Genomic DNA, 26209 nt, shown 5'->3' on the forward strand with positions numbered 1-26209 from the left:
ATGAAAATCCGATTGGTTGAAGATTGGGAGCGCGTGCTGCGTCACGCGTGGTCAGTCCGGTTGCTCGCGCTGTCGTTCCTATTCGACGGCCTTGAGGCGGCGTTCTCGGTGCTTGCCGACAACCCGCCGTTACCTCGCGGGACCTTCGCCCTGCTGTCGTTTGTCACGACCGTTGCAGCCGGCGCGTTCCGCTTCATCTCGCAGAAGGAATTCAGAAATGGCGAAGATTAAGAAGGTAGCGGGCCTGTCCGCTGCCGGCGCCGTGCTTGCGGGCGCGCTGGTGTCGCATTGGGAGGGTATGAGTCTGACTGCGGTTCATTTGCCTTTCGATCCGCCGGGCGTCGTTACTGTCTGTGGCGGCATCACAACCTATGACTGGCCTTGGCTGAAGGTCGGCGACAAGTACAGCAAGGAGGATTGCCAGAAGGCGTTGCAGGAAGCGGCTGAGCGCTACGCTGACAAGGTGGTGGTGTGCGTCCCGTCGCTGCCGACCATGCCGCCGCACCGACAAGCCGCTATCGCGTCGTTTGCGGTGAACCTTGGGCCGGCGAAGGTCTGCGGCACGTCTATCGCCGCTGATCTGAATGCCGGGCGCGTCAAGCAAGCCTGTGACGCGATGGTGAAATACGTCAACGCGAACGGCAAGTTCCTGCAAGGTCTCTACAACCGCCGCACGGATGCCATGTGGGGCGAGCGGCCGTGGTGCTTGCGTGATGACTGATTTCCTTTGGTCGCTCGCAACCTCAAACCTGGTGCTCGGCATCGTCGGCTGTGTCTTGGCGGTGGCGTTGGTCATCGGCTTCATGCCGCTGCTGTCCTACTTTCCGGTGATCGGGCCTTACGTCCCGGCCGCCAAGCTCGTTGCGTTTCTCCTGTTCGGTCTCCTCTGCGCTCTGATCGATCGGCGTTCGGCCGATAGCCGCGAGCAGATAGCGACGCTGCAAAAAGACCTCGCGTTTTCGCAATTCCAATTGAACAACTCAATCGCCGCGGCGGCGGATAAGGCGCGCCTTGAAGAGGCGTCGAAAGCCGCTGCCGCAGCCGATGACCTGAAAGCAAAGACCTATGAGCAATGGCTTAAGACGCAGCCTGCCTCTCCGGCTGGTTGCGATGACCTGTCTGACGATGATGTGCGGTGGTTGCGCGACATCCAACCTCGTCGCGCTGCAGGCCCCATCAAAGCCAGCCATTAACCTGCCTCGCGATTGCGAGGATTTGGCGAAGGACCCGACCATTCCGCAGCCGGTCAAGGGGCAGAGCCGTAAGGTGCTGTTGATGCGAACGCGCAAGGCGCTGGTTGAGGCGGCCGATAGTATCGGCGACACGCGGGAATGTCAGGCGCGGCAACGCCAGCGGCTGGCGAAAGGCGTATGGTGATGACGACGCACGATAATGCCGCGCTCGCGGCGGACGTTGCCCGATTGGAGGAAGGGCACGCCGCGGTGCGCGGCGAGGTCCGAGAGCTGAAATCCGACATGCGCTCCTTGGAGGGCAAGGTTGACAGCGGGTTCGCAATGCTCGGGCAGAAGCTGGACGCGAAGACAACGCCGCAATGGCAGCCAATCACCATCGCGGTGACGGTGCTGCTGTTTATCGGTGGCGTGTTCATTTCCTCGATCAAGGAAGCTCTCAACAAGAATGAGAACGCCTTGGCGGAGCTGCGCCGGGAGGAGGAGGCGCGCGTTATCAAGCTCTGGGATGCGGAGAACGCTACGGCGAGTGCGGTAGCGAAGTTGCAAGGTCAACTTAACCCGCTGCCCGTGAGGCCATAAAGTAGCTATTGCACGTTGCCGAGGAGCAATGCCGCCGCTGCAGAACGCGTCCATGAAGAGCTATAGACGGGCGGCGGCACAACTCTGTCACATCAGCGCTCGTGAACCAGTGTGAACAGCCCCCTACAATAGTACCGAGCTGCGCGTCTCTGACATCCAGGGACTAATCTTCTTGAATCGATACATTCGGTTCACAATTCCTGGTTGTTCTGTCAGGATGGCTGTGTTGTTCACGCTCATACGCCATTCCAGATGCCGGCCAGAATGCATTCATGTCGATTTTGAAGATAGATCATATTGGTTCGGTGGGGCGTTTCAAAAGCTATTCAGCTCGCGGCGACGTCACCTTCAAAAAATACACTCTCATTTTCGGCGAAAATGGGCGGGGAAAGACAACGTTCTGCTCTATCCTTCGTTCGCTGCAACTGAATGAGCCTGCCTACATCGTAGGTCGGAAGACACTTGGATATGATAAGCCGCCTGCGGTTGTTATTACTCTCTCCGGTGGAACTGCGCGGTTTAAGGACGGCGTATGGTCTAACCACGAAAGTGGAATTCGTATCTTCGATGAACGATACATCACGGAGAACGTATATTTCGGCGACTCAATTGCGACCGAGCAGCGGCGGAATTTGTGCAGGCTGATGTTGGGGGAAGAAGGTATTTCCTATCGGAAAGCTTACGAGGAAGCGGATGAGGCCATAGAATCAATTAACGGCGCCTTGCGTACGCTACGGCAGACGTTAGAGGCGCAAAATGCAGTGAACGACATCGAAGAGTTTCTATCACTGCAACCCGAGCCAGATCTAGAAGCAAAGATTGCTAGCGTGCAGAAGCAAGTCGCTGGCTTTCGCGATGTTGCGACACTTGGTTTTCGTGGTGGATTCGAGACCATCGAAATGCCTGTGCTTCCGTCGCGACTTGAGCAGATGCTAGGTCGTACCTTTGAGTCGATATCACAAGAGGCAGATCGGCAGGTTCGTGAGCACTTGGCTGCCCATCAAATGGAAGGAGATCAAGATTGGATCGCGCGTGGAATGCCGCATCTGCGCGACGCTTGCCCATTTTGCGGTCAGTCCATCCGTGGCATAAACTTGATTGAGGCTTACAGGGATTATTTTAATACTGCATATATGCAATTTCGTGAGGAGCTGCAGCATTACATTGGGCTTCCACAAAAGTACTACGCAGACGCGAGTATCGAATTGCTCCTGAGCAAGCTGGAGAACAACAGAAAAACTTTAGCTATATGGCGGCGCTATCTTGATATCCCCCATCTCGATGAAAGTGGCGTTCTGCCTATACGAGAGGTGGTGGTGAATTTCAGAGATCAGATGATTGCGCTATTGAAGGAAAAGAGCGCAAATCCGCTTGTTGCGACTGTGTTAACTCAAAGTTTTTTGGACGCGCATTCATCGATGCATAAACTTGCTGAAGCAATTGCGACATACAATCATAACCTAATGATTGCTAATCAATTGATTGCTGGATTTAGGCGCGCGGTGACGTCGCGAGAAGAATATCTCGCTGCAGAAGAGGAGCTTCATAGACTTGAGCTGATCAGAGCTCGATATAGCGAGCCGCTTAAAACGACCGCAGACGAGTTCGAACGGAATACGCTAGATAAAAAGCAGCATGAAGCGGCCAAGGCGCAGGCGCGGTCTAGCTTGGAGAGTTATAGTAGCGCTGTTGTTGCCCGGCATCTGCGCGTAATAAACGCGCACCTTGATAATTTCAACGCAGGATTTTCGATAGCAGAATTGAAGGTTGAATATACCGGGCGAGAGCCAAACTCGACTTTCTGCGCTGTAATCAATGGCAAGACGGTGAATATGGGGAGTAGCAAGACTCCGCTTGATCAGCCAAGTCTCAAAAATACGTTGTCTGGCGGTGATCGCAGTGCATTGGCGTTAGCATTCTTTCTTGCACAAATTGCGGAGGAGGCCGACGGAGAAAATCTAATCGTTATATTCGATGATCCGTTTAGCAGCCAAGATAAGAATCGGCGTACATATACGATCAATGAGATAGTTCGTTGCGGTGACCATGTAGGGCAAGTCATTGTGCTGTCGCATGATGGTTCATTTTTGCGAGAGATGTGGGACAAGCCGCTTCCAGACTCGCAGCGAAAGGCACTCGGACTATGCGCTTGTGGAATGGAAGACACGTTGTTGTGTGAATGGGATATTGAAAAAGATTTTGATGGGGAGGACGCCGCGAATAAAAGAGCGTTGGCGCAATTCTACCAGCATGCGACTGGAGACCCGCGGGATATTGTCAAGCGTATTCGGCCGGTAGTAGAAACGCATATGGTTCGGGTTGTGCCAGAACTCGCAAAGAAGAAGAGTTTAGGTGACAAGCTGGCGGCGCTTCGTGACGCCAATGGCGCCCCAGCCAACTTATTGTTGCAGCATTATTCCCGAATCGACGACATCAATGCGTTTACGCGCAAATATATGCATGGCGAGGGACGTAACCCTGAAGCTGAACAGTTGTCAGTAGCCGAGCTGCGGGGCTTCGTGAAAAAGACACTTGAATTGACAGGTACTCTTTAGCTGCGGCTCTCGGCAGCGTGGCGGCCGGCCAATGGCGGGCCGCCGCTGCCTGGGCCTAGCCCCCCTTGGAGAAGTTGAGCGCGGCGACCGTGAGGCCTGCGGTTGCGCCGATCAGCGCGGTACAGGCAGGGTGGGCGGAGATAGGGTGCGGGCGGAAAAGCTGCGCGCGAGAAGCCAAGCGCCTGAAGGCGCGATAAAACTGACTCGACTCGGCGTTCTCTTTATGTTCTCATGGCCCGATCCAAGCCGGAAGGGATTTTCGACCATGGCGGACATCGACCGCATCCGTGGCGAGATCGAGCGCGCACGTAAGAACGTCGCTCGGTTGCGCCGGGACATTGCGGCGCTTCAGAAGGCCGGCAGGTCAACGAGGGTCGCGGAAGATGATCTGCGCTTGGTGCTCAATCGCGTGGATGGGTTGATAGGCGAGCGCAACAGGCTGCGGGCAGGCCAGCCTAGTGCGATGCAGGGGAAGGTCTTGGGTGGGCGGAAATGGTGAGGCGCTTTGACACAGACCAGCACACCACGCCGTTCCTCAGGGCCTTGGATACCTTGCGCCGCGAGGCGTCGCGGCAGGTTGAACATCCAGAAGCGTTCTCGCGTCCCGGCCTGGACACCAATCGTTAATGCTGCTGCCTGTGGATAGCTAACGCGGAATTAATGAGCGCTTCTAGCCCCTTGAAGGCGACGCGGCGCAACCGTACATCGTTTTGGTCGTGACTGTACATGTACGGTTCCTCGTGGAACCGGCGCCCCGAAAGATCGTTGCAGAAGGGCCGTATGTGTGGTACATGCACGTACAGATCGCTGGTCTTAGGGCGTGAGACAGCCAGCGCCGTCTGATGGGAAACCATTAGAACCACTCCGAACGGAGGGGTAACCCGTAAGGGTCAGGAGCTTCGCCCCAGACATCCTTCGGATGTCGCGCGGCGCCGAAAGGCGCCGTTCCTTTTTTACCACGGCGTTTTTCGGTTTCGATCATAGTTGCGCCGCGGCTTCGCGCCCTTCAAAGCCAATACGACCAGCGTGTTGAATTTCACCACGCCGAAAGTCGCGGGCCGTTCGCTTGGATCGTCCCAAAGAAAGGCGCTTCTGACAAGCATCTTCAATTTGGCGCGCCGGTCGCCTTTTGACCGCTCAAGCGTAAACGGAATCACGTAGTGCAGCGACGGCGTGTCATCGGTGGCTTCCAGCTTCACGACCAAGCACCGATCGTGCTCCCCGAGCCAAACCCAACCGCGCACAGCGAGATGGATATGCTCCCAAATGTCTAGGGAGGCTTTCCATCGCTCTTCGCAGAACCTCCCGTCCTTCCGCGAGCACGGAGCGAATTTGGGCCTGTCGTCGTTCGGAAGGGCTTCTTCGGTGAAGCAATGATCAGTGAACTCGACCAGGATCCTGTGCTCCTCGCCGCCAATCGTGATTGAGATCACCTTTTCATCAAGATGACCAAGATCGAACGATTGCCCGTTCGCTTGAAAAACACCGTAAGCCAAAAGCGTCCCATCACATTCCCAAACCTTTGCTTCTTACATGAAGTTGCAGAACGAAGCCAACGCACCTTGACGCAATATCCTCCGATTCCTCCGAATGTCCCGCGCCTGCGATAGCGAGCGCACTCGTGAACGCTCAGCGAGAGTCATGCGGACAGTGCAACCCGAATCGACTATTCCTCGATCGGTATGCCGAATGTGGAACCTCTGCTGCTTTGCGACATCGCGAGGATTTATGGAGTGGAAAGCGCACGGATACCGGGTTGGAGCATCGAGCGAGACCTTTGATAACATCCCGGAAAACGCGGACGAACTTGACCGCTTCGTCGCGCTGCATCGTCGCAAGATCGAGCCTTGGCTGTCAGCCGTATTCCAGGCCGAACATCTGAATTTGCTGCTTGGCAGCGGTTTCACGACTGCGGTGGGCTTCGCTGCCGGAGTCAGGGCGACGGGAATGGAGATCGCAGCGGGCAGCTCAGACTATGCCAAGGAAATTTTAGAGCACGCAACTGCAAGCGCCAAAAAGATGGGGCGCGGGCAAGCAAATATCGAAGATCAGTTGCGCAGCGCTATCGCCGTACTCGATGGTCTCGATATCATCGACAAGGAGGCGGCGAAGGGCGTTCGTCATGATATAAACTCTGCGATCGAGGCCTTCTTGGCTTCGTTGCTTGCCACCGAGCGGGGTATCGAGGAGGCAAATAGCGTGCTCGCGTTGGCACTGCTGCAGTCCTTCCTGCTCAGTTTCGCGAGCCGAGCCGCCTCTCGCGAACGTCTGCACATCTTTACAACTAATTATGATCGCTTGATCGAGCATGGCTGCGACCAAGCCGGATTACGGATCATCGATCGTTTTGTCGGAAGCTTGCGTCCCCTGTTCCGCAACACGCGCATTGAGCTAGACTATCACTATAACCCACCGGGCATCCGCGGTGAGCCTCGCTTTATGGAAGGCGTCGTCCGTCTGACAAAGCTGCACGGCAGCCTTGATTGGCGGTTCGACGTCACCGCGCACCGCATTTATCGTTCTGAGACACCGTTTGGCGCTGATTCTGATCATCCGAGCCTGCCGGAATCGCCAGTTGACACCGTGATGATCTATCCGAATCCGGCAAAGGACGTTGAGACCACGCAGTATCCCTACGCGGAGCTGTTTCGTGACTTCGCGTCCGCGACCTGCAGGCCGAACTCCGTTGTGGTGACCTATGGGTATGGGTTCGGTGACGACCACATCAACCGCGTCCTGCTCGACATGTTATCGGTTCCGTCAGCGCATTTGGTGATCATGGCATTCGATCTAGACGACCGCATCAAGGGTTTCCTCAACCAGACCCGTGCGGCGCAGGTGACCCTCCTCGCTGGGAGGCATTTCGCAAGCCTCCAGCATCTCGTCGACGATTATCTGCCAAAACCCGCTCTTGACTACATTACTGGGCGTATGTCCGAACTCCTTAAAAATCGCGCGTTCGTGGACGAAGCTACCGGGCCGTCGGCGGCGGAGACGGCGTCTGCGCGCCCAGTAATATGGGGAGACGAAACGTGAGCTCTCCAATTGAACGGCTCTCCGAGCTAGTCATAGGTACGGTCGAATCTATTTCCTCGGACGAAATTCGCGTGCTGCTCGATCTCGATGCGCCGCAAACAACAGCACTCAACACTGGCACGCCAATGAGCTTCCCACGGCTCAATAGCTATGTGCTGATACCAAACGAATCCGGTGCTACAGTCGCTTACGTCACTTGGATCGGGATTGAGCGTTCGCCATATCCTAAGCGGTCGGGGCTGAAGGATTTCGGACTTATCGATCTACCGTTTCCTCTGCGGAAGATGTCGCTCAGTCCGATCGGTACGCTCACCGTCAGCCGAGATCGACGCGACGGCACCAGCGTTTACGAGCTTAGTCGAGGAATTGTTGCTTTTCCGTCCGTGGGCGATCAGATCTTGATCCCCACACCGGAGCAGATCGCGGCGATCGTCGGGGCAAAGGACAAGGATCGGCGCGTCCGCATCGGATCGTCTCCGCTTGCCGCGAATACCTCAATCATGGTCGACCCCGACAAAATCTTCGGGCGCCATGTCGCCATACTTGGCAACACCGGCAGCGGCAAATCCTGTTCCGTTGCTGGACTGATCCGCTGGTCGCTCGATGCGGCGCAAGCCGCGCTCGAGCAAGGCGCTGCCGAGCCGAACGCGCGGTTCATCATACTCGATCCCAACGGCGAGTACGCCAAGGCCTTCGCCGACAAGGGCGGAAATGTTCGCCTGTTTCGCGTACCTCCGGTGGATAGCCAAAGGGGTGAGCGCGCTCTGCGCCTGCCCGCGTGGCTGTGGAACGGTCACGAGTGGAGCGCCGTCTCCTTCGCGCGGCCCGGTGCGCAGCGACCTTTGCTGCTCCAGGCACTTCGCGAATTGAAGAACGGAAAGCAAGAGGGGACGCCACGTACGACGATCGTCAGGAGATACCTGTATTCTTATCGAGTAATGATCGACGCCATGTTGACCGAGGGGGCCGCGACTTTCGCCGGCAGCGCTACAAATCGGCGCCGATGCGGCGAACTGCTCGACAACATATCAGCAGACTGCGAGGACTTGGCAAAATCGGTCGATGGCCAGTATTGCGCAGCTTTAGAGGAGATTAGTGCTACCATCGGGGGGGTCGCTCAATCTCGTCGGTCGAGTAACGGGTGGTTCAACGCATTCTCGGTGCAGGACATGGAGGCAACCCGTGATGTTCTGCGGAGCTTCGAAAATCTAGTGGAGGATACTTCCGCCGCGGCACAGCTTACGGAAGATGCGCCAATACCGTTCGACGTCCACATGCTTCCGGAGCACCTGGAAAGGATCGCGGCGACGGAAGGAGGCGCGCTGGCGGGATTTATCAGCACGCTAGGGATGCGCATTCGTGGCTTAATGGCAGATCCTAGGCTCGGTCCCGTCGTCGGCAGCGAGCCGGAAATCACATTCGATGCTTGGCTCGACGACCTCGTGGGCAGCAACGCGGCAGCAAACGGGCAGGTGGCGATCATCGACCTTTCGTTAGTCCCGTCCGAGATAATCCATGTGGTTGTTGCGGTTTTTGGACGGCTGACCTTCGAGGCATTGCAACGCTATCGGCGCAAGCATCCCGAGGGCAAACCTCTGCCGACGATCCTCGTTCTAGAAGAAGCGCATAACTTCGTCAGGCGAGGCTCCAATGAAGATGGTCCACCAGAAAACCCGACGCAACTCTGTCGCGAGACATTCGAAAAGATCGCGCGCGAGGGCCGCAAGTTCGGGCTTGGGTTGATGCTCTCGTCACAGCGCCCCTCGGAGCTTTCACCGACGGTTCTGGCGCAATGCAATACTTTTCTGCTCCATCGAATCGTGAATGATCTCGATCAAGCACTGGTTGCGCGCCTCGTTCCCGACAATGTCGCCGGTTTGCTCAAAGAACTGCCTAGCCTACCATCCCGTCAGGCCGTTCTGCTGGGATGGGCCACTCCGATCCCCTTGCTCGTCGAGATGGACGAACTTGCTGAGGCTCACCGGCCGCAATCGTCGGACCCTGATTTCTGGGAGGTCTGGATTGGTAGGAGTCCACGCGCGATCGACTGGCCGGCGCTCGTCGACGACTGGACGGGTAAGCCGGAGAGTTGACCACGTATCTGAGCTGCGGAGCGGAGTCGTACAATCAAAAAACTGAACTTAGTACTTAGGCACTTGTGCCTAAATGGGGGTTGCACATTCCACAGTTACCTGCCTTCGCCCCAATACGGGCGGCAATCGTTTCCGCGTTCGCCAGTGCGTCGCGATAGGTTTTCGCACCAATCCAGTCGTAAGTGTCGCCTCGGCCCGCATCGATTTTTCCGCGGTGCATGCCCTCGCCATTGTTGCACGCTCCACAGTTGGCACGGTGTACGCGTACCCGCTTGCGGATTCGATTCCAATGGACGAAAAATGCCGCCATAAACAATCCTATGGTATCTTGAGCCCCATGCGCTTAACGATCTCGCGCGCCAAATCGTCAAACTCGCTCGCTGCTTCTTCGATCTGCGGAATGTAACCAGAGTTTGTGTGGCCACGAAGTTTTCCGATTGCCAAACCGAGGTTTTGAGCTTGAGGGGCCAAGCTTTGGAAATTCTTGATCACACCGACTTTGTTTCCAGTGTGAGGCACCAGAGCTGGATCGACGCGGCGAAGATCAGCGACTATGCGGTCGCGAACACGGGGTGCAATTTTAGCTTCCCAATATTCGTGAGGTATTGTTGCAGCTCGCCCGGAAGCCACCTTGTAAGCTGAGGTTATATAGCCCAAATACTCCGGCTTTCCGTGAAGCAAGCCACGCCTATCTGCAGGGCTAGCCAAGGATCGGATCGTTTTCCAGTCATCTATCCACCTCGCCAACGAGCGCCCAACAGTGGACAGCGCTCGCAGCGAAAAAAGATCGGCCGCAACGGGCGTCGCAAAATAGTCCGCGTCTAGTAGGATGGTTCGATTTAGCGGGCCTACGTTGGGACCCACGTCATAGATTATGATATCGGCGTTACACTTTTGGCCCAGCATGCGAACCGCCCGAGATAGAACGCACATAACATCGTAGTCTCGCGATCGGCGAGCGAATGAGCCTGTCCATGCGGCCGGAAGCCCTTCTTCGTAATCCGCTAGTAGCACGTCGCCGGGACACAGAAATACGTTGTCGCGTACCTCGACAAGATTGACATCTTTAATTGGTCCCTTGCCGTCGATCACCGGCTTTATTGCCGACCAGATAGTGCCGCCCTCTGCGTCGTCGGACTCGCCTAGCAATTCATCAAGCTCCTTCTCCCTCATATAGAAGGCGCTCAGATTGCACTGCGGATCGGCATCGACAACTAAGACACAAAATCCGAGATCGGCGAGTGAATCCGCAATATTGACGGATAGGGTCGTCTTACCGACACCCCCTTTGTGGTTGAAAAGCGCAAGGGTTTTCATTTTTTTGGGTGCTTTGCTCATGAGCTAGCGAATAGCACGCTAGTGAAATAAAACGATATGCAATCTCCCTACTGTAGTACGTGGAACTGTACCGCCGCAATACGTGTAAACCAGAAATAATGTTGATCACGGATTGTGGTTGCTCTACAGACGTTCGATCTCATCGCCTCCGGATGACGCGCTTGCCTGCGCCGCTATCCCACCTGGCAGAGGAGGACCCGTTCGACTTCACTCCGGCCAAGGAGTTAGGCATGGGAGAGCGCTTAGAACGTGGCGGCATTTACAAAGTAGACCTGACAAGCGGCCGTCTCACAAGGCAAACAGGCTGAGGGTCGGCCTCGGGTCACTTGCGAACATCAGTCGCTGCCGGACCTATTCTGAATCGTCCCCTAACCTATTGATATCGCTAGGGGCGAATTTCGACGCATATTCAGAATGCGCGTTTAAATCATTGAAGATACGCGCAGCTTTTGATTCCGCCATTCGGAGGTTCGATCCCTCCCGCCCCAGCCAGATTTCTGGAGCCCAGTCAGTATTCTAAATTTTCCCGATTTTGTTGTTCTGAAACCCTCAGGCGTGCCAGGAGTCTGGCCCTCCGAAGGCGGTTGCTGCGAAAAGATTGCCCTGCACTCTCATGATGCCCGCTTGTTTCTGGCAGCCGATTTACTTGGAGCTGAGCGAGAGTCTGTGCTTCGCCCAGGTCGTCTTGCCACTTCTCGCGCAGGCATCAGACGCTGGCGAGCGAGATTCCGTCGACCGATCCACACCGAGGCCCGTCACCTCAATCCGGGTCGTCCAGCAGGGATCGGCGGACAGCATCCTCGGACAGGAGCCGGTCGAAATAGGCGATGGTCCTGGTCAGGCCTTCGGTAAGGCCAATCCTCGGCTGCCACGACAGGACAGCTTCGGCGCACGCAATGTCGGGCCGTCGCCGACATGGATCATCCACCGGTCGCTTCCCGCATACGATGGCAGACCGCGAATTGCACAAGTCGATGATGGTCCTGGCGAGTTCCTGGATCGAGATCTCGGCGGGGTTGCCGAGATTGACCGGTCCGGTCACATCGTCGGGTGTCGCGGCGAGGCGGACGAGCGCATCGACCATGTCGTCGACATAGCAGAACGATCGCGTCTGCGATCCGTTGCCATACAGGGTGATCGGCTTGCCGAGCAGCGCCTGGACGATGAAGTTCGAGACGACGCGCCCGTCGTGGGGGTGCATGCGAGGCCCGTAGGTATTGAAGATTCTGGCCACCTTGATCTGTAAGCGGTGCTGGCGCCAATAATCGAAGAACAGCGTCTCGGCGCAGCGCTTACCTTCATCATAACAGGACCTCGGACCGATCGGATTGACGTTGCCCCAATAATCCTCCGTCTGTGGATGCTTCTCCGGGTCGCCGTAGACTTCCGAGGTCGAGGCCTGAAGGATCATGGCCTTGAGCCGTTTCGCCAGCCCTAGCATGTTGATGGCGCCGTGAACGCTGGTCTTGGTCGTCTGCACGGGATCGTGCTGGTAATGGACCGGCGAGGCGGGGCAGGCGAGGTTGTAGATGCTGTCGACCTCGACATAGAGAGGAAACGTCACGTCGTGCCGAAGCAGCTCGAAATTCCTATCGTCGAGAAGGGGCTCGATATTGCGGCGTGTGCCGGTGAAGAAATTGTCGACGCAGACGACCTGATGGCCGTCGGAAATCAGTCGCTCGCACAGATGCGAACCGATGAAGCCGGCGCCGCCCGTAACCAAACTGTTCTCGCTGATGCGCCTGGACGCTCTTCTCGACACGACCCTTGCTCGTTAGAATGTTCAGCAACCAATAACAACCATAAGATGAGTCGAAGGGCAAGGCGACGGTCCTGCGGGACTTTCGGCACAAGGAATGAACCGGCCGATGGTGAATTGTCTTTCGCGGCGCTGGCCGCCGCTTCACCCGCCTGCCGGCGCGTCGGTCTGAAGTCATGGCGCGCATTCTCTATGGCGTGCATGGGACCGGCCGGGGGCACGCGATCCGCGCCTTGACCCTGGCTCAGCATTTTTCCCAGCACGACTTCCTGTTCGTCTGTCATGGAGAAGCGGCGCGCCTGCTCGGGGGCCAATTCCGGGTATTCGAGTGTCCCAATCCGGTTACGCCCGTGGGCTCGCATCGGGTCGATGCTCCGGCGGCGTTGCTGCGTACCGCGGCGACACTCAGCAATGGCGCACATTGGCGCCGCCGGGTCGAGCAGGCGGCCGAGGCCTTCGTCCCGGACTTTGCCATGACCGACTACGAGTTCTTCGTGCCGCGGGTGGCGCGCAGGATGGGAGTGGCCTGCCTGTCGCTCGACAACCAACATGTCATCACCATGGGACGGATCGCATGCCCTCTGGGCCAGATGTCGAGCCGGTTAGCGACGGCTGCGGCGGTCCGGCTTCTGTTCAGTTCGGCCGACCAGTACCTCGTTTGCAATTTCTTCGACGTTCCCGCGCGGGCGGCGAGCCCCTGGCTTCGGCAACTGCCGCCGCTGCTGCGGCGCGACGTCGTTGCGCGCCGGCCGACGACGGGTGACCACGTCGTCGCCTATCAGGGCTATCCGACGTTCCCGGCCTTCGTCGAGCATCTCGCCACGCTTGGCCGGCCTGTCCGCGTCTACGGCCTGGGCGAGCGCTGCAGCCTGGGTCGCGTCATCTTCAAGGCATTCGACGAGCAATCGTTTCTCGATGATCTGGCGTCCTGCGCCTTCGTCGTCTGCGGCGGTGGCCATACGCTCATCTCCGAGGCGCTGCATCTCGGCAAGCCGGTGTTGTCGATTCCGGTCCGTGGCGCCTTCGAGCAGTTTCTCAACGCGTACTATCTGGAGCGGCTCGGTTACGGCATGCGTGCCGATCTGGCGACTTTCTCGTCGCGGATCCTGCACGAATTCGAGGTGCGGCTGGAGAGCTATCGCGCCCGGATCGGTCACGGAGATTTCTGCGGCAACGATGCGGCCTTTGCCGCGATCGACGCGTTCATCGACGGCCGTTGGCGCCGCTCCCCGCGCTCCGGGCCTCGAGCACGGACTTGAACAGCGTTTCGTAGGCTTCGACCACGCGATCCGAGCCGTATTGCGACAGCGCGCGGATCGCGCCCGTCGCGGCAACGCGGGCCCGTTCCTCGGGATGGGCTATGACGTGGCCGATGACCTCGGCGAGCGCGTCGGGATTGCCGGGCGGCACCAGCCAGCCGTCGACGCCGGAGGTGATCAGGCTGCGAAGCCCATCGACCGGCGAGGTAATCACCGGTTTGCCCATGGCCATGGCCTCGAGGACCGCGAGCGGCAGACCCTCGAAATAAGTCGGATGAACGAAGATATCCATCGCGGCGATCCAGTCGCGAACGTTGCCGCGGTCGCCGGCGAAGACCACGCGATCGGCGATGCCGAGCGCGCGCGCCTGCTCCATGAGTTGCGCGCGATCGGGTCCGTCGCCAACCAGCCAGAGGCGAACGTCCGAACACGCCAGCTTTGCGAACGCCTCGAGGAGATCGGGGTGGGCCTTCTGTGGGTGCAACCGTGCGACCATGCCGAGGATGGTGGTGGCGCCGCCGCCATGGTCCCGGCGCAGGGCGGATGCTGCAACGGAACGGTCACGGTCGTCCGCATCGACCCCGTTCGGAATGACCTGAACCTGGTCGCGCCGGACACCTTCATGCGCGAGCGAGAAGGGAACGATTTCGGCGCTCTGGAAGGCCACGCGGTCGGCCCAGGCCGCGGTCTTGCGATCGAACCACAATTGCAGCCGCGGCTTGTCCGCGTAGCGGGCGGTCACAGTCGAGACAATCGGGGCGATGCCGGCGACGCGGGCGGCGGTACGTCCGATCAAATCGCCCCACGGGAGTTCGGTGTGGACGAGATCCGGCCGGCGCCGCCGCAATTCCGCGGCGAGGTGCCAAAGACCGATCAGGCCGTACAGGCGCGGCCGCCCGATGATCTCGACGCTGGCTCCGGCGGCGCGCATGGTAGCGACGACCTCTTCGTTGAATATCTCGTTGAGGCAAATGATGTGCTGGATGTGGCCGCGCGCCGTGAGGCCGGCCACCACGCTGCGCAGCATGGTTTGAGCTCCGCCGCGGTCGAGATTGTCGAGGATATGAACGATCTTCATCGCAACGGGGCTCCCACGCGCAGTGCCGCGTCCTTCAGGCCGTCGCGATACAATGTCGCGTAGGCATCCGCCATGCCATCCAGTGAGAAATGCTCGCGAACGTGCCGCAAGCCTGCCTGGCCGATGTCGGCTGCCCGGGCGGGATCCGCCAGGATATCCATCATGCAACGTGCAAGGGCGTCGGCGTCGCCCGGCCTGACCATCCAGCCGGTCTTGCCGTGGATCACCAGTTCGCGGATGGCGTCGACATCGGAAGCGACCACCGGCCGGCTCGCGGCCATGGCCTCCATCAGTGCATTGGGCATGCCTTCCCACAACGAGGGAAGCGCGAAGAGATCGATGGCATCGAGGATGTCGCGCACGTCGCGCCGGGTGCCCGCGAAGCGGACGAACGTCGTTATCCCGAGCTCGTCAGCTTCGCGCTCCAAGGCTGCTCGACACTCACCGTCGCCGACGAGCCACAGAACCGCGCCGGGGTAGCGCTCGCGAACGAGACGGAAGGCGCGCAACAGATATTGTTGTCCCTTGGACGGATGGAGGCGGGCGACGGTCGCGAGCACGGTCGCTTCCGCGGACGTCTGTAGTTCCCTGCGCACGTCGCCGGGTGGCCGGCGCGCCGTCGTGATCGAAACGCCATTGGGAATGTAGACGACTTGGCCTGCGCGTATACCCTCGTGGCGGATCGCAAACGGCACCGCCTCGCGGTCATTGAAGACGACCGCTCTGGCCAGATGTGCAGTGCGGCGATCAAGCCACCTCTGCCAGCTTGGTTTGTCGACGTTCCGGCCGCGGATGGTCGAAAAGATCGCCGGTACCCCCGTCAGCCATGCCAGCAAGCGGCCGATCATGTCGGAGGTCGGCAGCGCCGTCTGCACGACCTGTGCCGGCCAGGTCCGGAGTTCCTGCGCCAGCCGCAGCAGTCCGGGTCCTGCCCACAGGCGGCCTTCGCCGATGATTTGAACTTCGGCGTGAGGCGCCAGACGTTCGAGGATCTCGGGATGTGCGATTGCACGCATGCCGTAGACGCGCACTGCGAAACCGCGCGCGGCCAGCGCCGGCACCAGGAGAGTCAGCCAGTTCTGGGTCCCGCCGACACCAAGATCGTCGATGAAAATCGCGAGATTGATGAGCTTCTGCATTGCTGCTCAGTGAGCCTACGCTTCGTGACGACAGTACCGCGTCGGTCGGTTCCGTCGGCGGTTGGTCGGGGCGTCCACACGGCGGGGTCGGATGGCTGTGGACGTGGAAAATTGTCCAAAGACGTCATTGCCGCGAACCATTGACCGTATTCGGCCGCTGCCCGCAAGAGCGGCGCGAAATGTGGACGGCCGGCGGCGTTTTCATGACATGCTCGCCAAGATAGTATAATTTTCGTATGTCTAGTGTCGGCGGTAAGAGACAGTCGCCGGCAATACGGCTTTGGGGGCCGTGGTGGGAACGATTCCTAGGAAGGACCGTCCCCCCGGAGTGGAACTGCTGCCAGGGGCGAAGCGTGCTAGTTGGGGTCATTGACAGATATCTGACACGGCAGATTTTGCTTGCTTCGGCCGTCGCCGTTGCGGCTGTCGTCGCGCCGGTGATTCTGATCTCTCTGATCAGCCATCTGGGCGAAGAGGCGCTCTATACCAGCTTGGTGTGGCCCGCGCTCGCCAGCACTGGGCCGATGATCCTCTTCCATGTTCTCCCGGCGTTGGTTGCGATCGCGATCGTCTGGTCCTACGGCAGGTTTGCAGCAGATGGGATCCTGATCGTGATCTATTCGAGCGGTCGCTCGACCTTCGCTGCGCGGTTGCCGGGTTTTGCCGTCGCGTTCGCCGCGGTGGCGCTCGGCTATTTGCTGACCTGTTGGGTCGTTCCGCTAACCTCAGGGCATCTCCACGACGTGCTGTTCTCGCTGCGGCGCGGGGTAAATCCGGCGTTGCTCAAGGTCGGCGTTTTCAATCAGTTCGATCATGGTCGTCAGGTCTTCTATTTCAGGAACTATATCAAGGGCAACGAGCTTGCCGATGTCTTCATCCGGCAGGAGATGTCCGACGGCGAGGAGCGGGTCTTCAAAGCTCGTTTCGCGGTGTTCGAAAGGCAGGGGGACGAAAGCGGCTTAGTGCTGCTCGACGGGACCGTTCAGAGCTTGCGGAACGGACAGTCGGAGGTCAGGGGCGTCGCCTATGCTCGTATATTCGTACCACTGAACGAATATGGCTTCGGAGGCGTCAAGCGTGACTATACGATCATCGACGAAGTGCCCCTGCGGGACTTCCTCGATGGCCGCTCCAAGGCCATGGCCGCCCCGGGGACGGCGCGCGAATGGATTCATGAGGCTCTCAACCGCCTGGGAATCCCGCTTCTCGCGCTCCTCCACACCTGGCTCGGCCTCGAACTGCTTCCCGTCTGGCGCAGCTTCGGCGACCGCCGAGGTCCGCGTGCCTTGCTCGTCTGCGCCGCGATCGGGGCGCTGCATTTCTTCATGGTGCTCACCATCGAGCAGACGCTGGTGGACTTGCGGACGACATGGGCGGTCGGCGGGCTCTTTCTGGCCGAGTTGGCGCTGGCACTCATCCTCGCCCTCAGGCGCCGCGGCGGGGCGATGGCCGCACCGTCCGCCACGCCCGCCGTTTCGATGCGGCTCGGAATGACCGGCGTGCCGGCGCTGCACGCCGGACTAGCTTTGTGGGACGGGGGCGCCGCCGTTCTTGCCAATGGACCGCACGATCAATTGCCGAACGCGATCGCGCCGCCGTGTCCTTGACAGGTAGTTCGGGCGACTCATCGATTACTTGGACGGATCGGCTTATGGACAACGGCGGAAACGGGATATTGGCGCGTGCAGATCGCCTCGGCAACTCGCTGGAGAGGCTGGCCGATTCGCGAACCAACCCGCTGAGCATCGTCGTCGATGATGTCGTGGACACCGTCACCGCTATGGTCGCAGGCCGCCGAACGTTGATGTTCGGTACCAACAGCTATCTTGGGCTCAACTTCAATCCGGCGTGCATCGAGGCCTCGGTCGAGGCTGCGCGACACTACGGGACGGGCTCCACGGCTTCGCGGGTCGCTGCAGGCAATCACCGTCTCCACGTGATGCTCGAGGAGGACATCGCGACCCTCTATGGTCGGCGCGACGCGGTGATTTTCAGCACGGGATTCATGGCCAATCTGGGCGTGACTTCGGCGCTCGCCCGCAAGGGCGACATGATTTTTGTCGATGCCCATTGCCACGCCAGCATCTTCGATGCCTGTCGGTTGAGTGGCGCCCAGGTGGAGAGCTTCGCTCACAATGACCGCAGCGATCTCGACAGCCGATTTGCACGCAGCAATGTTCCCGGACCGCAGACATTGGTGATCTGCGAGGGGCTCTACAGCGTTCGAGGCGACCTTGGCGAGCTCAAGGGGCTGACGGCCGTCGCGCGGCGCCATGGAGCGGTGGTCATCGTCGACGAGGCCCATTCGCTCGGCATCTACGGGCGCTACGGCCGCGGCATCGCCGAACATCTCGGCGTCGAAGCCAATGTCGATGTGATCGTCGGCACCTTCAGCAAGAGCCTTGGCGGAATCGGTGGCTACGCCGTGAGCGATTCGAGTGCGTTGCGCGCGCTGCGCTTCATGAGCAGGCCGTATCTCTACACCGCATCGCTCCCACCTCCGATCGTGGCGGCGGCGCGGCGGGCGCTTCACCTCATCGGAGGGGAGCCGAAATTGCGGGACGACCTCTGGCGCAACGCGCGAGCCATGCATGACGGCCTCGCCGGGATCGGCGTCCGGCCTTGCGCGGACCCCGGCCCCGTGGGGAGCATCCGGATGCCTGGGTTGGCCGCTGGCTATGAATTCTGGAAGGCACTGCTCGATCGCGGCATCTACGTCAATCTGCTGGTGCCGCCGGCGACACCCGACGGAGACGTGGTGTTGCGCTTCAGCGTCTCCGCTGCCCATACGCCGGATCAGATCCGGGCGGCGGTCGACGCCGTAGCCGAGGTGTCGAAGTTGGTGAAGCTGGCTTGATTGGAAGATGATGCTGGCGCCGCACGGCGTCGCGGCTTCGGATCGGGCTTGATGGGACGACGACGGTCGGGAAGTCATGGCAAAGACGAGCAGTCTGGGGATACTAACTGCGGCGCGCTACGCGCGACGAGTCCTTCCGCATCCATGGATCGCAACCAAGCTGATCCAGATGGAGGCTGACAAGCGGATTTTCAGCAAGTTCCGGATCAGTCGTGCGGAAGGCGAGGCCGGTAGGATTCGCCAAGCGAGCTTCCGTCTGACCGACCGCTGCAATCTGCGCTGCCATACCTGCGGCCAGTGGGGCGACAATGGCTATCTGCTCAACTCCAGCCTCCGGCATCTGAAGGAGCGCGAGATCCCGACCGGTCGCTATCTCGAATTGCTGCACGACCTCGTCGACCATGGTCATGGCCCGCTGGTCTACTTCTGGGGCGGCGAGCCGATGCTCTATGACGGCATCCTCGACCTGATCGAGGGCGCTACCGAACTCGGGCTGCCGGTGAGCATCGCGACCAACGGTACGCGGGTGGCTGCCTCCGCCGAACGGCTGGCCAAGGCGCCGCTCTTTCTGTTGCAGGTGTCGGTCGACGGCCATCGCGCTGACCTGCACAATGCGCTGCGACCGGCCGCGGGGGGCGGCGGCGACAATTTCCACGAGCTTTGCCGCGGGCTGGATGCGGTTGCCGAGGCGCGAGCGAAGCACGGCCGCGGGCTGCCCTTCATCGCCGCCCTGACCGTGATCTCGCAGGCCAACTGCAAGCATCTGGTCGACATCTACGATGCCTTTCGGGACAAGGTCGATCTGTTTGTCTTCTATCTGTCATGGTGGATCGACCAGGGTAACGCGGAGGCGCACGAGAAGGATTTCTTTCGCCGCTTCGGCTTCTATCCGACCCGCCACCACGGCTGGGTCGGAAACTGGAAGCCCAGCAGCACGGAGGCGCTGGACGATCAGCTACGGGCGGTGATGGAACGATCGTCCGGCTGGTCATCGCCTGCGGTCGCGTTGATTCCGCCGATCTCCGGCTCTGACAAGCTGACGACGTATTACACCGATCACCAGGAGCACTTCGGCTATGACGAATGTGCGGCGATCTTCCAGGCGGTCGAGATCAACAGCAACGGCGATGTCTCGCCGTGCCGCGACTACCACGACTACGTCGTCGGCAACGTCAAGACGTCGACGATCACCGAATTATGGAATTCCGAGCCGTACAGGAAGTTCCGGGCGAGCATCGGTCGCGACGGGCTCATGCCGGTCTGCGCCCGCTGTTGCGGTCTGATGGGATACTAGGCGGCTGCGGTCGGCAGGATCTGGAGGGAGTTCATGGCAGCGACACGATGCAACGTCCTCCTCGTTTATCCTCGCTTCGATCTGACGTCGTTCTGGAGCCTGACGACGACGTGCCGGATCGCCGGCAAGCGGCGCATGGAGCCTCCGCTCGGCCTGATCACCGTCGCGGCGATGCTGCCGAAGGAATGGTCGGTCCGCCTCATCGATCGCAATGCGGAGGAGGTCGGCGAATGCGATCTCGCCTGGGCCGACATGGTCATGACCGGCGGCATGATCCCGCAGCGAGCCGACACGCTGCGCCTGATCGAACTCGGTCAATCCCGCGGCAAACCGGTCGTCGTCGGCGGGCCGGACATCACCTCCAGTCCGGATGCCTACAGTCATGCGGACTTTCGCATGCCGGGTGAGGTCGAAGCGACGATGGCCGCCTTCATAGAGTCCTGGGATGCGGGCGAGCGCCGCGGGCTGTTCGAGGCGGAGAAATTCACCGTCGATGTGACCAAGAGTCCGCTCCCGCGTTTCGACCTTCTCAAGCTCGACCATTATCTGGCTTTGTCCGTCCAGTTTTCGCGGGGCTGTCCGTTCATCTGCGAGTTCTGCGACATCATCGAGCTCTACGGACGGGTGCCGCGCGCCAAGACCGTTGAACAGTTGCTCGGCGAGCTGGAGAATCTCTACCGGCTCGGTTATCGCGGCCATGTCGATTTCGTCGACGACAATCTGATCGGCAACAAGAAGGCGGTGAAGCAGTTTCTGCCGCATCTATGCGCCTGGCAAAAGGCGCACGGCTATCCCTTCACGTTCAGCACGCAGGCCTCGATCAACCTCGCCGACGACGACGTCCTCCTGCACTTGATGCGCGACGCGAATTTCGGGGCGGTCTTCATTGGGATCGAAAGCCCCAACGAGGACGCACTGCTGTCCACCCAGAAGAAGCAGAATATGCGGCGCAATCTCGCCGACTGCGTCCACAAGGTCTACCGTGCCGGAATGTTCGTGACCGCAGGTTTCGTGGTTGGATTCGACAACGAACACGAGCGGATCGCCGACGAGATGGTCTCCTGCATCGAAACGGCCGGGCTGCCGATCTGTATGGTCGGCCTGCTGACCGCGCTGCCGCAGACCCAGCTCTCGCGACGACTCGAACGCGAGGGGCGGCTGAACCCTGACGTCGATTTCAGCTTCGTCAGCAGCGCCGATGGCGGCGATCAATGCACCGAGGGCCTCAATTTCCGAACCGCCCGGGCGCGGCGCGACGTGTTGGGCGACTACCGCTCGATATTGGAACGGGTCAATCGGCCTGCGGCCTTCTTCGGCCGGATCCGGGCGGTCGCCCGCCTGCTGGTCCCGGCTCGCATCAATGCCTCGGTGCCCTGGCGGGTGGTTTTGAACGATGCGGCGACGGTCGTGCGCCTGCTCTGGTTCGTGGCCGCGCGGCGGCCGGACCTCCTGAGCGGATTCCTTGCGACCATTGCCGAATGCGCAATCCGCAATCCGAGGGCGCTCAAACAGGTGGTCTCGCTATTTCTACTCTACCTCCATGTTGGGCCGTTCTCCAAAGAGGTGATCGCAAGCCTGAACCGGCAGATCGGATCAATCGATGCCGGCCTTGCGCGGCGGCATGAACCGCCGGCGGCGATCGGTCAGGCGGCGGTCCGATCGGGCCTCTGATCAGCCGGTCTTGGCGGGAACGTCGAACGGCAGTCCGGCCCAGGTCACACGGCGGTCGAGCAGCGCCTTCAGCCACATCACGGGAAGCAGGACTTCCCGGCACAATCCAGAGAGTGGGGACATCCAGGACCAGCCCCAGCCTTTGGCCGCGAAGAAGGTGACGTCGAGCAAGACCCAGCCGAGCAGGGTCCCGCCCGCCATCAGCCACCATGGCATTCCGAAGGCTGCAGCGCCCACGGCGCCGCACAGGGCTGTGAAAGCGCCACTGACCAGCGGCTCGCCGCAGAAGGCCAGCGGCGCCTGGATTCGACGAATGACCATCCAGCGCTGGTGGCGGTCCCAGACTTCGCTGAACGGCCGCCGGCCGATCGCCTGACGGATCTCCTTGGCTGCGAACACCGTTCGCAGGCCGAGGCGTGCCAGCCCTTGCGACAGCGCGTGATCGTCGCCGAAGGCCGAAGCCATCAATCCGATGCCGCCCGCCCGTGCCAGATCTCGCCGGTCGAACAGCATGACCTTGCCGAAGCCGACGTTTGCGCCGGCGGCGGACAGTGCCAGCGTCAGCGGAGCGGCCTGCCCATTGAGGAATGCTCGCTCGAGTTCGGCGGCGAATCCGGTCGGGGCGACGGCAACCGGGATCGCGCAGACGAGGCCGACGCCGGCGGTCAGGTTCGTCATCAGATCGGCGAGTTGGTCGGGGCTCAGGAGAATGTTCGAATCCTTGATCAGGATCAGGTCGTGTTGCGCCGCTGCGATGGCCGGCGCGAGATTGCTGACTTTCGGGTTCGGAGTGATGCGCTTGTTTCCGGTCAGGATCCGCGCGCCGACCGCCGGGAATTGCGCAGCGACCTGCCGGGCGATCTCGATCATCGGCGAGTGGTCTTCCGCGGCGGCGACCAGAATCTCGCTTTGCGGATAGACTTGCGCGAAGGCGGACGTGAAGGCCGCTTCGGCTTCGAACTCCAGCCGGCGGATTGGGATCACGATCGAGACCGGCGGTCGATCATGTCGTGTAGCCAACCTGTGCCGTAAGCGAGGGTGCGCCAATGCGGCCGAGATGGTCGTGATGCGAAGAGCGCAGGAGATCGCCCACCATGCCGCTGCGGCGACCGGGAGCATCGAGAGCGCGTCCATCGCCGGCGCCTGTCACTCGTTGTAGAGTTCGGTGCGCTCGGGCACGTCGACATGGACTGCGGCGAACGCAAGGTCGGTCAAGCGCCGCGGCAACAGGCGGGTCAAATGCAGACCGAAGGCCAGCAGGCGGGGGAATGCGATGACCGCATCGCCGCGCTCCAGCCGCCGCCGTATGATGGCGGCTGCACGGTCGGCGCTCATGATGAGGGGCTTCGGACAGACGGTGTCGCGGTTGAGCGCCGTGTCGACGAATCCAGGCGCAATGGTGCTGATGGTAACGCCCTGGGCGGCAAGAGTGGGACGAAGCGACTCGGCATAGGCGTGAAGGCCGGCCTTGCTGGCGCTGTATGCGGGACAGGAGGGCAGGCCGCGCAAGGCGCCGATCGACCCGATGACGGCGATCGTCCCGCGCCCGCGCATGCACATCCGCTCCGCCAGGGGATCGATGGTGTTGATGGCGCCGATCAGGTTGATTGCGATCACGTTGCGCACGACGGCCGGATCTTCCCGCAGCCGGCCGATGCCGAGCCCAGCGGTGACCCCGGCGCCGGCGATCGCGAGCCCGATCGGGGCGGCGTCGTCGATGGCGCGGATCCATCCCGCCATTCGATCGCGATCCCGGACATCGATTGATGCGGTCGTGACGGCTGCGCCTTTGGCCCGGCATTGTGCTGCCGTTTCTTCCAGGCGGCCCTCGTCCCGACCGGACAGCGCCATGTGGATCCCCGGCGCGGCATAGTTCATCGCGAGCGCGCGGCCGATGCCGCTGCTGGCTCCCGTGATGACGATCGAGCTGGGGGCGGACATGATGTGCGATCCTCAGCCGTCGTGGCGCGCCGCGATTTCAGCGACGCATGCTGCGTACCCCGCATCGGTCGAGACGATGACGCGCAGGATCAACTGCTCGGCGCGACCGCTACTCGGCACGTCCGATGGCATTCGCTTGACAACACGACCGGAGAAGAGGAGGCGGCTGCCAACTGGAACGGGCAACAGGAAATTGCCATGGATGCGATTGATCCGCAGTGCCGGCATCCAGTCGCGGAGCGCGCCTTCGATCTGCCCCATCGCCAGCATGCCGTGGATTATCAGGCCGTCGAGACCCGCGGCGCGAGCCGTCGCGGGATCGCTGTGGAGCGGATTGTCGTCGAGCGATGCCGCCGCGTAGCTCTCGGTCTGCGCGATGTCGATCGGCCCAGTCTCGATCACCGGAAAGCTCGAGTCCGGCATCGGGCGCGAGCGGAGTGCGGCGTCGCGTGCTGCGTCGGGACGAAACGTGCGCAACAGCGTGTCGAGCGTTGCGACGATCCGCCCTTCGGAATCGCACACGGTCCCGCGCAAGAGCGTCCGGTCCGTTGGGGTCCGCTCGCGACGGGCTTCGACTGCGAAGCCGTAGTCGCGATCGGGGCCGAGGCCTTCATGATAGGTGAAGGTCTGCGATTGCTGCACGACGATTTCATCGGTGAGCCCGAGCCTGCCGATCACGGTTGGTCGGATTGCGGGAAGGCTGAGCCAGCGGATCGGAAAGGCAAACGGTACGGGGCCGAAGCGGCGCTGCAGCCCCAGCGCGGACACGAAGGCAGCGACGTCCGCCCTGTCAGCGCGGACCGCAATCGGGCCGATGCTGACCTGATCCTGCGCGCTGTCCGGCCCGCTCACATCAGATCCCTCAGGGTCAATCCGCCCGCGCGACGGCGAGGCATGCGTTGACGCCTCCGAAGGCGAAGGAGTTCGAGATCGCGACGCGGATCGGCATTGCGCGCGCCGCATTGGCGACCGGGTCGATGCCGCATTTCGCATCGGCACCGAGCCAGTTGATGGTCGGCGGCGCAATGTTGTCGCGCATCGCCATGATGGTGATCGCCAGCTCGATCGCCCCGCCGGCGCCCAGTGCGTGGCCGTGGATCGGCTTCGTGGACGACACTGCGAGGCGGGGCAGCCGGTCGCCGAACACGCGCTGCAGCGCCTCGGCCTCGGCGATATCGTTGGCGACGGTGCCGGTGCCATGGGCGTTGACATAGTCGATATCGCCGGGCGTCAGCCCGGCGTCGGCGATGGCCTGTTCGATCGCGGACCGAGCGCCATTGGGGTCAGGACGAACGATGTCGAAAGCATCGCTCGACGTGCCATAGCCGACGATCTCGGCCAGCGGTTCGACGTTGCGTCGGCGCGCGGTCTCGAGTTTTTCGATCACCATGATGGCGGCGCCCTCGCCGAGCACCATGCCGTTGCGGCCGGTGGAGAAGGGCCGACAGGCATCCGGGGTCAGCACCCGCAGCAATTCCCAGGTGCGGATATTCAGCGCGGTCATTGACGATTCGCTGCCGCCAACGATCGCCCGCTCCACCGCGCCGGACCGGACCAGCGAGGTACCTACTCCGATCGCCTGGGCCGATGAGGCGCAGGCGCTCGTGATGGTGAAGGTCGGGCCAGTGCAGCCGTAGCGTATGCTCAGGTGCGAGGTGGCGGCGCTGCTCATGATGCGCGGAATGGCCAGCGGATTGAGACGGGACTTCGTCGCGTAGGCGCTGTAGCACTGCTCGTCGATGGTGGTGATGCCGCCGACGCCGGTTCCGAGAATCACGGCGGTCGTCGGCCCCTGGCGCTCCTCGCGCGCAAGGCCTGCCTGGGACAGGGCTTCGTCCGCAGCGACGATGGCAAGCTGCGCATATCGGTCGCAGAACGGCAGAACCTTGGCCTCGACATAGCTCTCCGGGGCGAAGGATTTGATCTGCGCTGCGAGCTTGATCTGGTTCGAGCCCGGCCGCTCGAACTCGAGCGGTCCCACGGCGCTTTGTCCGTCGCGGGCTGCGCGCCAGAGGGCGTCAATGCCCTTGCCGGTCGCGCAAGCCGCGCCCATGCCAGTGACGACGACGCGAGGGCGCGACACGTCAGCTGCGCTCCACCAGAATGCGGGCTTCGATCTGTTGCACGAATCCGCTCAGGTCCTTGACGTCAGCGATGCCGCCGTCGATCGGCACATAGACGCCGAACTTCTCCTCGATCGCCATCAGGATCATGACGACGTCGATGGATTGGATCTCGAGACTCTCCAGCGTCGCATCGGGGGTCGTCTTGGCCGGGTCGATCTTCCCTTCGCTGACAATGACTTCAAGGATCTGGTCGGCCAGGGAGGCGGCAGGAGCGGCCTTTTCCACATTCGATTGGGTCAATCGTGCCTCCGATTGCGTGCCAAGTTGCGCTGCCTAGTTACGGCAACTTCA

The 26209-nt window shown here is 61.0% G+C and carries 24 protein-coding genes; 14 read left to right on the plus strand and 10 right to left on the minus strand.

The window, feature by feature from the left end:
• The 7 genes from QX039_RS08555 to QX039_RS08585 all read left to right on the plus strand — a co-directional run bounded on the left by QX039_RS08555 (position 1) and on the right by QX039_RS08585 (position 4826).
• The gene (locus QX039_RS08555) at positions 1 to 231 is read left to right on the plus strand and encodes a hypothetical protein (protein ID WP_315773020.1); all 231 of its coding nucleotides are present in this window, start codon (positions 1 to 3) and stop codon (positions 229 to 231) included.
• Positions 218 to 721 (plus strand): lysozyme, encoded by a 504-nt coding sequence (locus tag QX039_RS08560; RefSeq protein ID WP_315773022.1) that lies wholly within the window; start codon positions 218 to 220, stop codon positions 719 to 721. Before QX039_RS08555 ends, QX039_RS08560 begins: the two co-directional genes overlap by 14 nt.
• Positions 714 to 1193, plus strand: coding sequence for a hypothetical protein (locus QX039_RS08565; protein ID WP_315773024.1), 480 nt, complete (start codon positions 714 to 716; stop codon positions 1191 to 1193). The genes QX039_RS08560 and QX039_RS08565 overlap by 8 nt, the downstream gene beginning before the upstream one ends.
• Positions 1194 to 1215: 22 nt before the next feature.
• The gene (locus QX039_RS08570; RefSeq protein WP_315773026.1) at positions 1216 to 1377 is read left to right on the plus strand and encodes a hypothetical protein; all 162 of its coding nucleotides are present in this window, start codon (positions 1216 to 1218) and stop codon (positions 1375 to 1377) included.
• Entirely contained in the window at positions 1377 to 1772 is a 396-nt protein-coding gene (locus tag QX039_RS08575; RefSeq protein WP_315773028.1) for a hypothetical protein, read from the plus strand. The genes QX039_RS08570 and QX039_RS08575 overlap by 1 nt, the downstream gene beginning before the upstream one ends.
• A 272-nt stretch (positions 1773 to 2044) precedes the next feature.
• The gene (locus QX039_RS08580; RefSeq protein ID WP_315773029.1) at positions 2045 to 4327 is read left to right on the plus strand and encodes an AAA family ATPase; all 2283 of its coding nucleotides are present in this window, start codon (positions 2045 to 2047) and stop codon (positions 4325 to 4327) included.
• Positions 4328 to 4592: 265 nt separating this feature from the next.
• Entirely contained in the window at positions 4593 to 4826 is a 234-nt protein-coding gene (locus tag QX039_RS08585) for a hypothetical protein (RefSeq protein WP_315773030.1), read from the plus strand.
• A gap of 454 nt (positions 4827 to 5280) precedes the next feature.
• Here the strand turns inward: QX039_RS08585 and QX039_RS08590 are convergent, their stop codons facing one another.
• A complete protein-coding gene (locus QX039_RS08590) occupies positions 5281 to 5823 on the minus strand; it encodes a hypothetical protein (RefSeq protein ID WP_315773032.1) in 543 nt (180 codons plus the stop codon).
• A gap of 232 nt (positions 5824 to 6055) precedes the next feature.
• Between QX039_RS08590 and QX039_RS08595 the strand changes: the two genes are divergently transcribed.
• Positions 6056 to 7363, plus strand: coding sequence for an SIR2 family protein (locus QX039_RS08595; protein WP_315773034.1), 1308 nt, complete (start codon positions 6056 to 6058; stop codon positions 7361 to 7363).
• Entirely contained in the window at positions 7360 to 9456 is a 2097-nt protein-coding gene (locus tag QX039_RS08600) for an ATP-binding protein (RefSeq protein ID WP_315773035.1), read from the plus strand. The genes QX039_RS08595 and QX039_RS08600 overlap by 4 nt, the downstream gene beginning before the upstream one ends.
• A 318-nt stretch (positions 9457 to 9774) precedes the next feature.
• Here the strand turns inward: QX039_RS08600 and QX039_RS08605 are convergent, their stop codons facing one another.
• Both QX039_RS08605 and QX039_RS08610 read right to left on the minus strand, forming a co-directional pair.
• Positions 9775 to 10794: a ParA family protein gene (locus tag QX039_RS08605; RefSeq protein WP_315773037.1), complete on the minus strand. Its 1020-nt coding sequence runs from the start codon at positions 10792 to 10794 to the stop codon at positions 9775 to 9777.
• 760 nt (positions 10795 to 11554) lie between these two features.
• Positions 11555 to 12556 carry a UDP-glucuronic acid decarboxylase family protein gene (locus QX039_RS08610; RefSeq protein ID WP_315741074.1) on the minus strand — a complete coding sequence of 334 codons (1002 nt, stop codon included), beginning with the start codon at positions 12554 to 12556 and terminating at the stop codon, positions 11555 to 11557.
• A gap of 173 nt (positions 12557 to 12729) precedes the next feature.
• On the opposite strand from QX039_RS08610, the gene QX039_RS08615 reads away from it, so the two are divergent.
• A complete protein-coding gene (locus QX039_RS08615; RefSeq protein WP_315773039.1) occupies positions 12730 to 13812 on the plus strand; it encodes a glycosyltransferase family protein in 1083 nt (360 codons plus the stop codon).
• Here QX039_RS08615 and QX039_RS08620 read toward each other — a convergent pair.
• Both QX039_RS08620 and QX039_RS08625 read right to left on the minus strand, forming a co-directional pair.
• Positions 13757 to 14890, minus strand: a complete 1134-nt coding sequence (locus QX039_RS08620; RefSeq protein ID WP_315773040.1) for a glycosyltransferase — start codon at positions 14888 to 14890, stop codon at positions 13757 to 13759. The genes QX039_RS08615 and QX039_RS08620 overlap by 56 nt on opposite strands.
• Complete coding sequence (locus QX039_RS08625; RefSeq protein WP_315741077.1) at positions 14887 to 16029, minus strand: glycosyltransferase; 1143 nt, start codon at positions 16027 to 16029, stop codon at positions 14887 to 14889. The genes QX039_RS08620 and QX039_RS08625 overlap by 4 nt, the downstream gene beginning before the upstream one ends.
• 353 nt (positions 16030 to 16382) lie before the next feature.
• Between QX039_RS08625 and QX039_RS08630 the strand changes: the two genes are divergently transcribed.
• The 4 genes from QX039_RS08630 to QX039_RS08645 all read left to right on the plus strand — a co-directional run bounded on the left by QX039_RS08630 (position 16383) and on the right by QX039_RS08645 (position 21851).
• Positions 16383 to 17636, plus strand: a complete 1254-nt coding sequence (locus tag QX039_RS08630) for an LptF/LptG family permease (RefSeq protein WP_315741078.1) — start codon at positions 16383 to 16385, stop codon at positions 17634 to 17636.
• Positions 17637 to 17680: 44 nt separating this feature from the next.
• Positions 17681 to 18886: a pyridoxal phosphate-dependent aminotransferase family protein gene (locus QX039_RS08635; RefSeq protein WP_315741079.1), complete on the plus strand. Its 1206-nt coding sequence runs from the start codon at positions 17681 to 17683 to the stop codon at positions 18884 to 18886.
• Between the two features lie 76 nt (positions 18887 to 18962).
• Complete coding sequence (locus QX039_RS08640) at positions 18963 to 20180, plus strand: radical SAM protein (protein WP_315717191.1); 1218 nt, start codon at positions 18963 to 18965, stop codon at positions 20178 to 20180.
• 171 nt (positions 20181 to 20351) lie between these two features.
• Complete coding sequence (locus QX039_RS08645) at positions 20352 to 21851, plus strand: B12-binding domain-containing radical SAM protein (protein ID WP_315741080.1); 1500 nt, start codon at positions 20352 to 20354, stop codon at positions 21849 to 21851.
• On the opposite strand, the gene QX039_RS08650 is transcribed toward QX039_RS08645, so the two are convergent.
• The 5 genes from QX039_RS08650 to QX039_RS08670 are packed head-to-tail and all read right to left on the minus strand — an operon-like array spanning position 21852 to position 26143.
• A complete protein-coding gene (locus tag QX039_RS08650; protein WP_315741081.1) occupies positions 21852 to 22985 on the minus strand; it encodes a glycosyltransferase in 1134 nt (377 codons plus the stop codon).
• A 12-nt stretch (positions 22986 to 22997) separates the two neighbouring features.
• Positions 22998 to 23792 (minus strand): SDR family NAD(P)-dependent oxidoreductase, encoded by a 795-nt coding sequence (locus tag QX039_RS08655; protein ID WP_315741082.1) that lies wholly within the window; start codon positions 23790 to 23792, stop codon positions 22998 to 23000.
• A gap of 12 nt (positions 23793 to 23804) precedes the next feature.
• Entirely contained in the window at positions 23805 to 24755 is a 951-nt protein-coding gene (locus tag QX039_RS08660; protein WP_315741083.1) for a MaoC family dehydratase, read from the minus strand.
• Positions 24661 to 25875, minus strand: coding sequence for a beta-ketoacyl-[acyl-carrier-protein] synthase family protein (locus QX039_RS08665; RefSeq protein WP_315741084.1), 1215 nt, complete (start codon positions 25873 to 25875; stop codon positions 24661 to 24663). Before QX039_RS08665 ends, QX039_RS08660 begins: the two co-directional genes overlap by 95 nt.
• Position 25876: 1 nt before the next feature.
• Positions 25877 to 26143 carry an acyl carrier protein gene (locus QX039_RS08670; RefSeq protein WP_315741085.1) on the minus strand — a complete coding sequence of 89 codons (267 nt, stop codon included), beginning with the start codon at positions 26141 to 26143 and terminating at the stop codon, positions 25877 to 25879.
• Positions 26144 to 26209 lie beyond the last annotated feature (66 nt).

Source organism: Bradyrhizobium sp. SZCCHNR1043 (assembly GCF_032489675.1).
Classification (GTDB): domain Bacteria; phylum Pseudomonadota; class Alphaproteobacteria; order Rhizobiales; family Xanthobacteraceae; genus Bradyrhizobium.

Coding starts and splice junctions, on each gene's coding strand:
- QX039_RS08640 (WP_315717191.1), top strand. CDS start 18,963: ATGGCAAAGACGAGCAGTCTGGGGATACTAACTGCGGCGCGCTACGCG.
- QX039_RS08555 (WP_315773020.1), top strand. CDS start 1: ATGAAAATCCGATTGGTTGAAGATTGGGAGCGCGTGCTGCGTCACGCG.
- QX039_RS08605 (WP_315773037.1), bottom strand. CDS start 10,794: ATGAGCAAAGCACCCAAAAAAATGAAAACCCTTGCGCTTTTCAACCAC.
- QX039_RS08615 (WP_315773039.1), top strand. CDS start 12,730: ATGGCGCGCATTCTCTATGGCGTGCATGGGACCGGCCGGGGGCACGCG.
- QX039_RS08655 (WP_315741082.1), bottom strand. CDS start 23,792: ATGTCCGCCCCCAGCTCGATCGTCATCACGGGAGCCAGCAGCGGCATC.
- QX039_RS08625 (WP_315741077.1), bottom strand. CDS start 16,029: ATGCAGAAGCTCATCAATCTCGCGATTTTCATCGACGATCTTGGTGTC.
- QX039_RS08575 (WP_315773028.1), top strand. CDS start 1,377: ATGACGACGCACGATAATGCCGCGCTCGCGGCGGACGTTGCCCGATTG.
- QX039_RS08560 (WP_315773022.1), top strand. CDS start 218: ATGGCGAAGATTAAGAAGGTAGCGGGCCTGTCCGCTGCCGGCGCCGTG.
- QX039_RS08635 (WP_315741079.1), top strand. CDS start 17,681: ATGGACAACGGCGGAAACGGGATATTGGCGCGTGCAGATCGCCTCGGC.
- QX039_RS08650 (WP_315741081.1), bottom strand. CDS start 22,985: ATGGACGCGCTCTCGATGCTCCCGGTCGCCGCAGCGGCATGGTGGGCG.
- QX039_RS08595 (WP_315773034.1), top strand. CDS start 6,056: ATGGAGTGGAAAGCGCACGGATACCGGGTTGGAGCATCGAGCGAGACC.
- QX039_RS08660 (WP_315741083.1), bottom strand. CDS start 24,755: ATGCGGCGCGCGCAATGCCGATCCGCGTCGCGATCTCGAACTCCTTCG.
- QX039_RS08620 (WP_315773040.1), bottom strand. CDS start 14,890: ATGAAGATCGTTCATATCCTCGACAATCTCGACCGCGGCGGAGCTCAA.
- QX039_RS08645 (WP_315741080.1), top strand. CDS start 20,352: ATGCTGCCGAAGGAATGGTCGGTCCGCCTCATCGATCGCAATGCGGAG.
- QX039_RS08585 (WP_315773030.1), top strand. CDS start 4,593: ATGGCGGACATCGACCGCATCCGTGGCGAGATCGAGCGCGCACGTAAG.
- QX039_RS08580 (WP_315773029.1), top strand. CDS start 2,045: ATGTCGATTTTGAAGATAGATCATATTGGTTCGGTGGGGCGTTTCAAA.
- QX039_RS08565 (WP_315773024.1), top strand. CDS start 714: ATGACTGATTTCCTTTGGTCGCTCGCAACCTCAAACCTGGTGCTCGGC.